At 69.0% G+C, this 12123-nt stretch carries 11 protein-coding genes; 3 read left to right on the forward strand and 8 right to left on the reverse strand.

Annotated elements, in window-relative coordinates:
• Window position 1: 1 nt before the first annotated feature.
• From BM013_RS06810 to BM013_RS06845, 8 genes are all read right to left on the reverse strand, one after another.
• A complete protein-coding gene (locus BM013_RS06810; protein WP_256221408.1) occupies window positions 2–2248 on the reverse strand; it encodes a DUF3300 domain-containing protein in 2247 nt (748 codons plus the stop codon).
• Between the two features lie 183 nt (window positions 2249–2431).
• Window positions 2432–3067, reverse strand: a complete 636-nt coding sequence (locus BM013_RS06815) for a DUF3299 domain-containing protein (protein ID WP_093124461.1) — start codon at window positions 3065–3067, stop codon at window positions 2432–2434.
• Window positions 3068–3070: 3 nt separating this feature from the next.
• Window positions 3071–4333, reverse strand: coding sequence for an ABC transporter permease (locus BM013_RS06820; protein ID WP_093124463.1), 1263 nt, complete (start codon window positions 4331–4333; stop codon window positions 3071–3073).
• Window positions 4330–5091 carry an ABC transporter ATP-binding protein gene (locus BM013_RS06825; protein ID WP_093124464.1) on the reverse strand — a complete coding sequence of 254 codons (762 nt, stop codon included), beginning with the start codon at window positions 5089–5091 and terminating at the stop codon, window positions 4330–4332. The genes BM013_RS06820 and BM013_RS06825 overlap by 4 nt, the downstream gene beginning before the upstream one ends.
• Before the next feature lie 3 nt (window positions 5092–5094).
• Complete coding sequence (locus BM013_RS06830; RefSeq protein WP_093124467.1) at window positions 5095–5688, reverse strand: DUF2796 domain-containing protein; 594 nt, start codon at window positions 5686–5688, stop codon at window positions 5095–5097.
• Window positions 5685–6593: a sulfurtransferase gene (locus BM013_RS06835; RefSeq protein ID WP_093124469.1), complete on the reverse strand. Its 909-nt coding sequence runs from the start codon at window positions 6591–6593 to the stop codon at window positions 5685–5687. Before BM013_RS06835 ends, BM013_RS06830 begins: the two co-directional genes overlap by 4 nt.
• Window positions 6594–6621: 28 nt before the next feature.
• A complete protein-coding gene (locus BM013_RS06840; RefSeq protein ID WP_256219785.1) occupies window positions 6622–7554 on the reverse strand; it encodes a DMT family transporter in 933 nt (310 codons plus the stop codon).
• A gap of 96 nt (window positions 7555–7650) precedes the next feature.
• Window positions 7651–8796 carry an aromatic ring-hydroxylating oxygenase subunit alpha gene (locus BM013_RS06845; RefSeq protein WP_093124472.1) on the reverse strand — a complete coding sequence of 382 codons (1146 nt, stop codon included), beginning with the start codon at window positions 8794–8796 and terminating at the stop codon, window positions 7651–7653.
• 183 nt (window positions 8797–8979) lie between these two features.
• Here BM013_RS06845 and xseB point away from each other — a divergent pair, with 183 nt between their 5' ends.
• Genes xseB through dxs form a run of 3 tightly spaced genes read left to right on the forward strand, consistent with a single transcriptional unit; the run spans window position 8980 to window position 12044 of the window.
• A complete protein-coding gene (gene xseB, locus BM013_RS06850; RefSeq protein ID WP_093124474.1) occupies window positions 8980–9246 on the forward strand; it encodes an exodeoxyribonuclease VII small subunit in 267 nt (88 codons plus the stop codon).
• A gap of 14 nt (window positions 9247–9260) precedes the next feature.
• Window positions 9261–10166, forward strand: a complete 906-nt coding sequence (locus BM013_RS06855; RefSeq protein ID WP_093125195.1) for a polyprenyl synthetase family protein — start codon at window positions 9261–9263, stop codon at window positions 10164–10166.
• Between the two features lie 21 nt (window positions 10167–10187).
• Window positions 10188–12044, forward strand: coding sequence for a 1-deoxy-D-xylulose-5-phosphate synthase (dxs, locus tag BM013_RS06860; RefSeq protein WP_093124477.1), 1857 nt, complete (start codon window positions 10188–10190; stop codon window positions 12042–12044).
• Window positions 12045–12123 lie beyond the last annotated feature (79 nt).

The following is a 12123-nucleotide window of genomic DNA, read 5'->3' on the forward strand; positions in this document are numbered from 1 at the left end:
GTCAGGGCTGCTGTCCGGGCTCGCCGGGGCGGGGCGGACGCTGGCGTTGCGCGGCTGCCGCCACCGCGGCCGCCCGCTGTTGCTGCTGGGCCTGCTGCTGCTGAGCTTGTTGTTGCTGGTGCTGCTGCTGTTGGGCCTGTTGGGCCTGTTGTGCTTGTTGGGCCTGCTGCTGTGCGCGGGCTTGTTGCATCTGCTGTTGTTGCTGCATCTGCTGTTGGCGCTGCTGCTGCATCGCCTGTTGCTGTTGCTGCTGTTGTTGCTGAGCCCGGGCGGCCTGCTGCTGGGCTGCCGCCGCTTGCTGCGCCTGCTGTTGCTGGGCTTGCTGCTGCTGTGCCTGCTGTTGAGCCTGTTGCTGGCGGCGCATCTGCTCCTGCTGCGCCTGTTGCTGCTGCCGAGCCTGGTTCTGCGCCTCCTGTTGTTGCGCTTGCTGCTGCTGTTGCTGGCGCTGGACCTGCTGTTGTTGCTGTTGCGCCTGTTGCTGCGCGCGTTGCTGGGCCTGCTGCTGGGCTTGCTGCTGTTGCGCCTGGTTCTGGGCTGCCTGTTGCTGCTGTTGCTGGCGCCGTGACTGCTCGGCCTGGGTCCGTTGCTGCTCCTGCTGCTGGGCTTGCTGGGCCTGCTGCTGCTGGCGTTGCTGTTGCTGGGCAAGTTGCTGTTGTTGCTGCTGTTGCGGTCCTTGCGGATTGCCGCCGCGCGCCTGTTGCTGCACCTGCTGTTGGGCCTGTTGTGCTTGCTGGGCCTGCTGCAGCTGCTGGCGGCGCTGCGGGTCTTGCTGTTGCTGCTGTTGCAGCCCCGGCGGGTTGCCGCCGCGTGCCTGCTGCTGGGCCTGTTGTTGCGCCTGCTGGGCTTGCTGCATCTGCTGGCGGCGTTGCTGCTCCTGCTGTTGCCGCGCTTGCTGCTGCTGGTCGCGCGCCTGTTGCTGCTGCGCCTGCAACTGACGGGCTTGCTGTTGCTGTGCCTGTTGTTGCTGGGCTTGCTGCTGCGCGCGCTGCTGGGCTTGTTGTTGCTGAGCCTGTGCCTGGGCCTGTTGCTGTGCCATCGCGGCCTGCTGTTGCTGGCGCTGTTGTTGCTGCTGCTGCGCGAGCATGGCCTGCTGCTGTTGTGCCTGCTGCGCCTGTTGTTGCTGCGCGAAGGCCGGCCCCGCCGCGAAGTTGGGCGGCACACCGCCGCGACCGCCACCGTTGTTGATGTTCGGGTTGCGCACGTTCACGTTGTTGACCACGGTGGTCGAGCGCGAAATGTAGGTGCTGTTGTTGTAGACGACGGCGGGCCGCGCGAAGGCCTGCGGCGGCGGTGCGCCACGGTCGCGGTCGCGCCCGCGGGCCCGCGGCGCGCCCCAGTTCACGTTCCAGGAATTCCAGCCCCAGCCGTGCCGCTCGAGCGCGCTGCCGACCACCACGCCGGCGCCGAAGGCGAGCACGCCGGCCGCGGCCAGCTGGCCGCCGCTGTAGCCCGGTGCCACTTCCACCGGCGGCGCGTACGCATAGCCCGGGTACACCGGCTCCGGCGCACCGTAGATCACCTGCGGGTCATAGGCCGGCACGTACACCACGTCGGGCTGCACGGGCTCGATGGTGATGAGCTCCTGCGGCGCCTCGATCACGGCCGGACCGCCGTACATCGCCTGCATGTCCGGTGCGGGCACGTAGTTGCGCGGCGTGGCGGCGCTGGCCACGCGCAGCTTGTCGTTGTTCTTCAGGCGGCCGGCCTTGGCGGCGCGCTGGCGCATGACCTGGATCGCGTTCATCACGTCGGCCGGGTCGTTGTAGTAGGCCTCGCCGAGCGCCGTGGTCCACGGGATGTTGCCAGCCAGCTGGTCCACGACGGGGCGGAAGGCGGTGAGCGACTTCACGCTCGGGTCCCACTGCTGCTGGTTGGCCGCATCGGCCAGCGGACCGGCCTTGAGGCTGCGGTTCTGGCCGAGCCACGCGTGCGCGGCGGTGATCTGCTCGGGGTAGGTGGCGCTGGCCAGGATCTGTGCCACCAGCTTGTCGGGGTACAGCGCGATGGGCGCGACCATCTGGTAGAGCTGTTCGGCGGCAGGCGGCGTGTAGGCGGCTGGCACCGCTGCGGCCGGCGCGGCTGCCGCGGGCGTCTGCGGCACCGAAGGCGCGGGGATGCCGGTCGCCGGATCGCCGGCCACGACCGGCTGGCTGGGCGTGACAGGGGTCTTGTCGCAGCCTGCGAGAACGAGTGCGCCGATGCACAGCGAGATCGTCAGCAGTCGCGGGGCGAGGTTGTTGTTTGTCATCTCGAGTTCCATGAGAACACCGGTGTCGTGCCCGGAACTCTTTCAACGGCGCGCGGCAACAGGCGATGACAAAGCCTGCGCCGCGGATGCAACGGTCTGTGTCGGTGGCGCGCCGTCAAGCCTGTCGGCGCAGAACCACACGGCCGGGAGGCCGCGGGCCACCCGGCTCACGCGAGCGGTCCCTTACTTGGCGCCGCCCGTGTACTTGGTGACGTTGGTGGCGCTCACGTGGTAGCCGCTCACGCCCATCATGGAGTCGTTGCGCAGCGTCTGCAGCTTGCCGGTGACCCACACGGTGTCCATGGCGCGGAACTTGGCGCCCTTCTGCGGCACCACGTGCAGGATCTGGTTGGCCGGCGGCGGCGGCGTGTGGATGCAGGCGCCGAAGTAGGGCACCAGCAGGAACTCGGTGACCTCGCCCTTGGCTTCCTCGAGCGGCACGATGAAGCCGGGGATCTTCACTTCCACGCCGTTCATCGAGGGGTTGGTCGGTGCGTTGTTCGACACCTCCTGCATCTTCATGAGCAGCTCGTTGGCCTTGGGGTCGCCGTCGTCGAGCGCGCCCAGGTCGAGGCCCTTGAACTCCTTGGCCGGGTCCCAGTCCTTGGGCACCAGTTCTTCCCAGGTGATCTGGCGCGGCTGGCCCGGCGTGGCCTTGGCGGCGGCCGGCGGCGCTGCCTTGCCGCCGAGCGGGTTGGTGGCGGTGGTGTCCTTGGCGGCGGGCTCGGCCGACCAGGCGGCGGCCGCGAGGCCGGCGCCGGCGATCAGCATGGAAAGCCGCAGGAAGGCCTTGGAGGTCGTTGCGTTGGCGATAGGCATGGTTCAGATTCTCGGTGAGAGGCCGTCGGCAAGGGAGAGGCGGTAGGCGCGGATGCCGGGCAGCAGGCTTGCCAACCAGCCGGCGACCAGCAGGCTTGCCATCAGCAGCCATTCGTTCAGTGTAGGTTCGGACAGGCTCAGTGTCAGCCCGAACTGCGCCTGCAGCCATGGCGAGAGCAGGGCGATGCCCAGCACCGCCATCACCAGGCCGAAGGCCACGCCCAGCACGGTGACCATCGCGCCTTCGAGCGCCAGCAGGGCCAGCACGTGGCGCAGGCCGGCGCCCACGGCGCGCAACACGGCGAGCTCGCGGCGGCGTTCGTTCAGCCCCGCCATCACCACCGACACCAACCCCGCGAGGCTCACCAGCGCCACCAGCGCCGACATGAGCAGCAGCGCGTTCTCGCCGATGCCGATCACGCTCCACAGCTCGTCGAGCGCCACGCCGGGCAGGATGGCCATGAGCGGCTCGCCGGTGTAGGTGGAGATCCAGCGCTGCACGCCGAACACGGCCGCGCGGTTCTTCAGGCCCACCAGCGCGGCCGTCACGTTCTTGGGCGTGAGGTCGAACTTGCGCACCTGCTCGGCCGGAATGTGCACGCCCGGCATGGGCGCGCCGCCCACCCATTCGAGGTGGATGGCTTCCATGGCCGCCAGGCCGATGTGCACCGTGCGGTCGACCGGCGTGCCGGTGCGCGCGAGCACGCCGACCACGGTGAAGGGCTTGTCGGCATGCTCGGCCACGTTGAGCTCGCCGCTGCCGTGCGCGAGCGTGATCTTCTGGCCCACGTGGTAGCCGAGCTTGTCGGCCACCTCGGCGCCGACCACGGCGTCGAACAGTTCGCTGAAGGGCTTGCCCTCGCGCATCTTCAGCAGTTGCCTGTCGCCGTAGCGAAAGCGCGTGAAGTAGTCGGTGGACGTGGCCAGCACCGCAAAGCCGCGGTGCGAGTCGCCCAGCGACAGCGGCACCACCCAGTCGACACCGGGGTGCGCCTGCAGCGCCTGCACGCTCTTCCAGGAGATATTGTTGGTGGCCGCGCCGATGCGGAACACCGAGTACAGCAGCAGTTGCGTGGAGCCGGTGCGCGCCCCTACGATCAGGTCGGTGCCCGAGACGGACGACGCGAAGTTCTCGCGCAGCTCGGTGCGGATGCGCTCCACGCCCAGCAGCAGGAAGGTCGACAGCGCGATGGAGAACACCGTGAGCGCGAGCGTGAAGCGGCGGTTCCAGGCACTGCGCCAGGCAATGGAGAAAAGCGCCTTCATGCGTCCACCGCCATGGCGCTGGTCGCTGCGCGGTTGATCTCGGGCAGCAGCACGTGCCGCGCGAAGCGCTGCGCAATGCGCTGGTCGTGGCTCACGAACACCAGCGCGCTGTGGTTTTCCACGCAGGCCGTGAGCAGCACGTCGAGGAAGGCTTCGCGCCGGTCCTCGTCGAGCGCGGAGGTGGGTTCGTCGGCAATCACCACCTCGGGCTGGCCGATGAGCGCGCGCGCCGCGGCCACGCGCTGCTGCTGGCCCACGGAAAGCTGCAGCGCCTGGCGCTTCCACAGGTTGCGGTCCAGGCCCATCTGGTCGAGCAGGTGTTCGGCCTCCGCGCGCGAGTTGCCGTTGCGCGAGGCCTGCGCTTCACGCCGGGCCGAGAAGCGGCAGGGCAGCAGCACGTTGTCGAGCACGCTCAGGTAGGGCAGCAGGTTGAACTGCTGGAAGATGTAGCCCACGTGCGCCACGCGGCTGCGGTCGCGCTGGGTGCCCGAGAGCTGGGACCAGTCGTGGCCCAGCAGCATGACGCGGCCTTCGTCGGCCACCAGCACGCCGGCCAGCAGCGACAGCAGCGTGCTCTTGCCGCAGCCGCTCGGGCCGTGCAGGAACACCGATTCGCCGGCCGCGATGCGAAAGGCCTCGATGTCGATGCACGGCGTCTTGCCGCCGGGCCAGGTGAAGCGCAGCGCCTCGGCGGCGAGCACGACGCGCAGGGGCGAGCCGGCCGCCGCTGCCGACGCCGCCTGATGGGTGGTGCTCACGTGCTACTTGCCCCAGCTCAGGCGGGCGGGCTGCGCGGCCTGCGCTCCGGCCGGGCGCTTCAGCTGGCGCTTGAACTGGCCTTGCGCGGAGGCGATCTGCGAGTCGATCTGGCGCAGGCCCTTGAACGCGCCGAACAGGTTCACGTCGATGAACTTGGCGGCACCCGCGTTGGTGCAGTTGAAGGAGAAGGTGGCGTCGAGGTCGGCATGGCCGGCGGGTTCGGCGGGGTCGGGGTTGCCCAGGCCAAGCGCGCCGGAGCGCAGGTCGACCGGGCCGAGCTTGCAGTTGGCCGCGGGGTCGATCGCGAAGAGCTTGTCGGCCGCGCGCAGCTGGGCCACGGCTTCTTCCACGGCCTTCTTCTCGGCGTCGGTCTTGGGGGCGCGCTCGAAGCCCACGATGTTGTCCAGCGGCGACTCCATGTCGATCACCACCGTGGGGCCGTCGACGGCCACGTCGAGCTTGAGCTGGCCGTGCACGTGCGCGTGCTGCTGTTGCGCCTGGGCCGTGAGGAACGGGGCGGCCGCGAAGAGGGCGGCGGCCAGTGCGAGACCGGTGGTGCGTTGCAGTGTCCGGAGTCGTCGATTCGTCGATGTCATGGTTCAGCGCCTTGCCGGGTCGGCAGCCCCGGCGTGTTGCTCCATTCGCTCCAGCTGCCGGCATAGAGCGCGGTCGTCCCCAGGCCCGCGATCTGCATCGCGAGCAGGTTGGGCACGGCGCTCACGCCACTGCCGCATTGGTGGACAACGCTCGCCGGGTCGCGTCCCGTGAGCAGCGATTCGAACTCGGCACGCAATTGCGATGCCGGCTTGAACTTGCCGTCGGGACCGATGTTCTCGGCGAAGGGGCGGTTGAGTGCCCCGGGGATGTGACCGGCAATCGGGTCCAGAGGTTCCACCTCGCCACGGTAACGTGCACCGGCACGCGCATCGATCAGGTTCTGGTCAGGCTGGCCGAGCCGGCGCACCACCGTGGCGGTGGTGACGAGCTTCGCAATGGGCTCGCCCGTGACGAAGTTCGACTGGAAGCGCGCGGGCTCCTCGCGGTTCGTGACCTCGCCGCCCGCGGCCTGCCAGGCCTGCAGGCCGCCGTCGAGCACGGCCACGGCGTCGTGGCCCATCCACTTGAGCATCCACCACAGGCGCCCGCAGTAGTTGGCGCCGTTGCGGTCGTACACCACGGCCTGCATGCCGTTGGCAAAGCCGATGCCCGAGAGCCACTGCGCGAATTTCTCGCGGCTGGGCAGCGGGTGGCGCCCGCCGGAGGCCGGCACGCCGTCGTCCTGCGCCACCACCACGTCGCCGTGCGCGCCGGGGGCGCCGTGCCTGGCGCTCAGGTCGGTGTCGAGGTTGGCGTGGTGCGCGCCCGGGATGTGCGCGGCGGCGTACTGCTGCGCGCCGGCGTCGGGCTTCATGAGGTCGAAGCTGCAGTCGAAGACCATGAAGGGCTGATCGCCCGCCTGCAGCTGCTGGAGTTGTTCGACGGAGATGAGGGTGGTGTACATGGCGCGTGCTCCTTCGAAAAAATGAGGTTCAGTGCTCTTCGGCCGGCGCCTTGGGCACCGCCCGTTGCCGCAACACGGTTGCAGCAATGCCGCTCGCAATGATCAGGGCCATGCCGCCCCAGCCGGCGCTGTCGATGTGGTCGTCGAACACCACCACGCTGTAGAACGCCGCGAAGACGATGCCCGAATACTGCAGGTTGGCGACCACCAGCGTACCGGCTTGCGTCTTGGCGGTGGCGTAGGCGCGCGTCATGCACAGCTGTCCGAGCGCGGCCAGCAAGCCGATCGGCAGCAGCCACAGCGCATGCTGCCACGTCCATGCGCCGCCGCCCGAAAACCCCGTGGCGGCCGTGGCGAAGGCGCCGGCCACGGCCGAGCCGACCGCGAAATAGAAGACGGTGCGCAGCTCGGGCTCGCCGATGCGCGACAGCGCCACCACCTGCATGTAGGCGAACGCGGCCGTGAGGCCCGACAGCAGGCCCAGCAGGCCCGCGAAGCCCTCGTTGCCGTTGACGCTGGGCTTGAGCATGAGCACCACGCCCACGAACCCGGTGAGCACCGTCATGGCCAGAACGCCCTGCAGCGGCGGGCGCTCCACCCGGCCGTCGCGCCCGGGCACGGGCACCCAGGCCAGCAGCGCGCCGCCGACCAGGAAGGCCGCGACCCACACGCTGCTCATGTAGTTGAGCGTGACGGCGGTGGCCAGCGGCATGTGGGCGATGGCATAGAACCACGCGCCGAGCGACACCACGCCGATGGTGCTGCGCCAGGCGTGCATGCCGGGGTAGCGGGTGGCCAGCGACACGCCGCGGTTGCGCGCCAGCAGCCAGAGAAAGACGATGCCGATCAGCCCGCGGCCGAGCACCATTTCGCCGCTGTTGAACCACGCCGAGGCGATCTTCACGACCACGCTCATCGTGGCGAACAAAAAGGCGCCGAGCACCATCCAGAGCGCTTGCATCGTCTCTACTTTATGAAAGGGAAGGGGGAGAAAGAGGTGCCCGGGTGGCCCCGGGACTTGCTGGATGCGTTCGCGCGGCGGGCACCAGGGCGAGCGTCACGCGATCTTGTTCTGCATGGCCACGCGGTACCACTCGTGGAACTGCTGCATGCCGTCTTCCATCGGGCTCTGGTAGGGCCCGGTCTCGTTGTCGCCGCGCAGCATGAGCGCGCGGCGCCCGGCGTCCATGCGCTCGGCGATCTCGTCGTCCTCCACGCAGGTTTCCATGTAGGCGGCCTGCTGGGCCTCGACGAACTCGCGCTCGAAGGCGACGATTTCCTCGGGGTAGAAGAACTCGACCATGTTGAGCGTCTTGGTCGGGCTCACGGGGTGCAGGGTCGACACCGTGAGCACGTGCGGATACCACTCGACCATCACGTGCGGGTAGTAGGTCAGCCAGATGGCGCCGTACTTCGGCGGCTTGCCGTCGCGGTACTTGAGCAATTGCTCCTGCCACTTCTGGTAGACCGGGCTGCCGGCGCGGCCCAGGCGGTTGGCCACGCCCACCGTCTGCACCGAATAGCGCGGCTTGAACTCCCAGCGCAGGTCGTCGCAGGTGACGAAGCTGCCCAGCCCCGGGTGGAACGGGCCGACGTGGTAGTCCTCGAGGTAGACCTCGATGAAGGTCTTCCAGTTGTAGTTGCACTCGTGCAGCTCGACGCGGTCGAGCGCGTAGCCCGAGAAGTCGAGGTCGGCCTGCGGCCCGAGGCCGGCCATGTCGGCCGCCACGTCGGGGCCCGAGCCGTCCGGGTTCTTCTCGAACAAAAGCCCGTTCCATTCGGTGAGCGGGTAGTTGTGCAGGTTCAGGCAGGGGTCGTGATCGAAATGCGGGGCGCCGATCAGCGTGCCGGTGGTGCGGGCGTCGCTCGCGGCATAGGTCCAGCGGTGCAGCGGGCAGACGATGTTGCCGCCGGCCTGGTTGTCGAGCTGGCCCCGGCCCTGAAGAATCAGGGCCTGGCGGTGGCGGCAGACGTTGGAGATCAGCTCCACGCCCTTGGGCGTGTGCACCAGCGCGCGGCCCTGGTGCTCCTGGGGCAGGGTGTGGAAGTTGCCCTGTTCGGGCACGGCCAGGCGATGGCCGACGTAGCGGGGCCCTCGCGCAAAAAGGTTCTGCATTTCGCGGGCATACAGGGCCTCGTCGAAATACGCGGAAACTGGAAGTTGGCTCGTGGCCTGCTGCAGTTGAAGACTTAAATCAGACATGGAGGACCTGACCAAGCTCCCCACAGGGAGGAAAGGAAAAAGAACGGAAAGGCGCCGCCTGTGTGGATCGGCGGCCCGAAGAGGTGCGCTGACTTCGTCAACGAGAGAAGTTCGCATTGTACCCGGGGACCCCTGTTTTGGTCCCCGCCCTAAAATGCCCGGTTTCACCCACGTTTCGCTTGCATGCCCAAGGTGCCTTCTCCTTCCACGTCCAGCCCGGCGGCGACGCCCGACACCGGTCCGCTGCCCGCCAGTTACGAAGCCGGGCTCCAGGAGCTGGAACAACTGGTCGCGGAACTCGAATCGGGCCAGTTGCCGCTCGACCAGCTGCTCGGCAGCTACCAGCGCGGTGCCGCGCTGCTCGCCTTCTGCCGCGACAAGCTGCAGGCGGTCGAAGACCAGATCAAGGTGCTCGACGCGGGCAGCCTGAAGGTCTGGGCGGCCGAATGAGCACCGCCACCACGATGAATTCCCCCCGTTGGGACGCGAAGACCCTGGCCGGCTGGAGCGAACCCCATCTGGCGAACGTCGAGTCGGCGCTGTCGCGCTGGGTCGGCGTCGATGCCCCCGTGCTGCTGGGCGACGCCATGCGCTACGCCGTGCTCGACGGCGGCAAGCGGCTGCGGCCCCTGCTGGTGCTGGCCGCCAGCGAAGCCGTCGGCGGCAACGTTGCCGCGGCGCTGCGTGCGGCCTGCGCCACCGAGCTGATCCACGCCTATTCGCTGGTGCACGACGACCTGCCGTGCATGGACAACGACGTGCTGCGCCGCGGCAAGCCCACGGTGCACGTGAAGTTCGGCGAGGCCGACGCGCTGCTGGCCGGCGACGCGCTGCAGGCCCTGGCCTTCGAGCTGCTGACGCCCGAAGGCGACGAGATTTCCCCCGCCACCCAGGCCACGCTGTGCCGCCTGCTCGCGCGCGCCGCGGGCAGCCAGGGCATGGCCGGCGGCCAGGCGATCGACCTGGCCAGCGTGGGCATTGCACTGGACGAAGCGCAGCTGCGCGAAATGCACCGCCTGAAGACCGGCGCGCTGCTGCAGGGCAGCGTCGAGATGGGCGCGGCCTGCGGCCCCGTCAGCGCCACGGCGCTGGACGCGCTGCGCGGCTACGGCGCGGCCATCGGCCTCGCGTTCCAGGTGGTCGACGACATCCTCGACGTCACCGCCGACTCGCAAACCCTGGGCAAGACCGCCGGCAAGGACGCCGCGGCCGACAAGCCCACCTACGTTTCGCTGCTCGGCCTCGACGGCGCGCGGGCCCAGGCCCGCCAGTTGCTGGCGGACGCGCTCGCCGCGCTGGACCGGAGCGGCCTGGCCGACACGGCCGCCCTGCGCGCGCTGGCCCACATGGTGGTCGATCGCGACCGCTGAGAGAAAAGAACAAACCTCCTCATGGCTCCGTTGCTCCCCACACTCCACGACCCCGCGCCGATCCGCAAGTACGACCGGGCCCAGCTGCGCCAGCTGTCCGACGAGGTGCGCGCCTGCGTGCTCGACAACGTCTCGCGCACCGGCGGCCACCTGAGCTCCAACCTCGGCACGGTCGAGCTCACGGTCGCGCTGCACCACGTGTTCAACACGCCGCACGACCGGCTGGTGTGGGACGTGGGCCACCAGACCTACCCGCACAAGATCCTGACGGGCCGGCGCGAGCGCATGCCCACGCTGCGCCAGTTCGGCGGCATCTCGGGCTTTCCGCAGCGCACCGAGAGCGAGTACGACACCTTCGGCACGGCGCACTCGTCGACCAGCATCTCGGCCGCCCTGGGCATGGCCATGGGCGCCAAGCAGAAGGGCGAGGACCGCCACACCGTGGCCATCATCGGCGACGGCGCGCTCACGGCCGGCATGGCCTTCGAGGCGCTGAACAACGCCGGCGTGTGCGACTGCAAGCTGCTGGTCATCCTGAACGACAACGACATGTCGATCAGCCCGCCGGTGGGCGCGCTCAACCGCTACCTCGCGCAGCTGATGAGCGGCAACTTCTACGCCGCCGCCAAGAACGTGGGCAAGAGCGTGCTGCGCAACGCACCGCCGCTGTTTGAGCTGGCCAAGCGCCTCGAGCAGCATGCCAAGGGCATGGTCGTGCCGGCCACGCTGTTCGAGCAGTTCGGCTTCAACTACGTGGGCCCGATCGACGGCCACGACCTCGACTCGCTGGTGCCCACGCTCGAAAACCTCAAGCACCTGGACGGCCCGCAGTTCCTGCACGTGGTCACCAAGAAGGGCCAGGGTTACAAGCTGGCCGAGGCCGACCCGGTGGCCTACCACGGCCCCGGCAAGTTCGATCCGCAGGTGGGGCTGGTCAAGTCGACCGCCGTGGTCAAGCAGACCTTCACGCAGGTGTTCGGCCAGTGGCTGTGCGACACCGCCGCCGCCGACGGCCGCCTCGTGGGCATCACGCCCGCGATGCGCGAAGGCTCGGGGCTGGTGGAGTTCGAGAAGCGCTTCCCCGAGCGCTACTACGACGTCGGCATTGCCGAGCAGCACGCTGTGACCTTCGCGGCCGGTCTGGCCTGCGAAGGGCTCAAGCCGGTGGTGGCGATCTACTCGACCTTCCTGCAGCGCGCCTACGACCAGCTGATCCACGACGTGGCGATCCAGAACCTGCCGGTGGTGTTCGCACTCGACCGCGCGGGCCTGGTCGGCGCCGACGGCGCGACGCACGCGGGTGCGTACGACATTCCGTTCCTGCGCTGCATTCCGAACATGAGCATCGCGTGCCCGGCCGACGAGCGCGAATGCCGCCAGCTGCTGTCGAGTGCCTACGAACAGAACCACCCGGTGTCGGTGCGCTATCCGCGCGGCGCGGGTGCCGGCGTGGCGCCGCACCTGTCGCTCGACGCGCTGCCGTTCGGCAAGGGCGAGGTTCGCCGCGAAGGCAAGCGCATCGCCATCCTCGCGTTCGGCACGCTGCTGTACCCTGCGCTCACCGCCGCCGAATCGCTCGACGCCACGGTGGTCAACATGCGCTGGGCCAAGCCGCTGGACGTCGAGCTGCTGCTGAAGGTGGCGGCCACGCACGACGCGATCGTCACGCTCGAAGAGGGCGCCATCATGGGCGGCGCGGGCAGTGCGGTGCTCGAAGCACTGCAGGCCGCGAACGTGCACAAGCCGGTGCTGCAGCTGGGCCTGCCCGACCGATTCATCGAACATGGCGACCCGGCCAAGCTGCTGTCGGGCATCGGCCTGGACGCGGCGGGCATCGAGGCCGCCATTCGCCAGCGCTACGTTTCCAGCGCAGGGTAAACCCCCGCCGGGCACCTGTAAGCGCGTTTTTACAATCAAGAAGACTTACACAAAAGTCCCCAACGCGGTCACAAGCCGC

The organism is Variovorax sp. OK605, from assembly GCF_900115445.1.
Taxonomy (GTDB): domain Bacteria; phylum Pseudomonadota; class Gammaproteobacteria; order Burkholderiales; family Burkholderiaceae_C; genus Variovorax.

What these genes read in the sequence shown, in the direction of transcription:
- BM013_RS06810 (WP_256221408.1), bottom strand. Translation starts at nt 2,248, where the DNA reads ATGACAAACAACAACCTCGCCCCGCGACTGCTGACGATCTCGCTGTGC.
- BM013_RS06815 (WP_093124461.1), bottom strand. Translation starts at nt 3,067, where the DNA reads ATGCCTATCGCCAACGCAACGACCTCCAAGGCCTTCCTGCGGCTTTCC.
- BM013_RS06820 (WP_093124463.1), bottom strand. Translation starts at nt 4,333, where the DNA reads ATGAAGGCGCTTTTCTCCATTGCCTGGCGCAGTGCCTGGAACCGCCGC.
- BM013_RS06830 (WP_093124467.1), bottom strand. Translation starts at nt 5,688, where the DNA reads ATGACATCGACGAATCGACGACTCCGGACACTGCAACGCACCACCGGT.
- BM013_RS06835 (WP_093124469.1), bottom strand. Translation starts at nt 6,593, where the DNA reads ATGTACACCACCCTCATCTCCGTCGAACAACTCCAGCAGCTGCAGGCG.
- BM013_RS06840 (WP_256219785.1), bottom strand. Translation starts at nt 7,554, where the DNA reads ATGCAAGCGCTCTGGATGGTGCTCGGCGCCTTTTTGTTCGCCACGATG.
- BM013_RS06845 (WP_093124472.1), bottom strand. Translation starts at nt 8,796, where the DNA reads ATGTCTGATTTAAGTCTTCAACTGCAGCAGGCCACGAGCCAACTTCCA.
- xseB (WP_093124474.1), top strand. Translation starts at nt 8,980, where the DNA reads ATGCCCAAGGTGCCTTCTCCTTCCACGTCCAGCCCGGCGGCGACGCCC.
- BM013_RS06855 (WP_093125195.1), top strand. Translation starts at nt 9,261, where the DNA reads ATGAATTCCCCCCGTTGGGACGCGAAGACCCTGGCCGGCTGGAGCGAA.
- dxs (WP_093124477.1), top strand. Translation starts at nt 10,188, where the DNA reads ATGGCTCCGTTGCTCCCCACACTCCACGACCCCGCGCCGATCCGCAAG.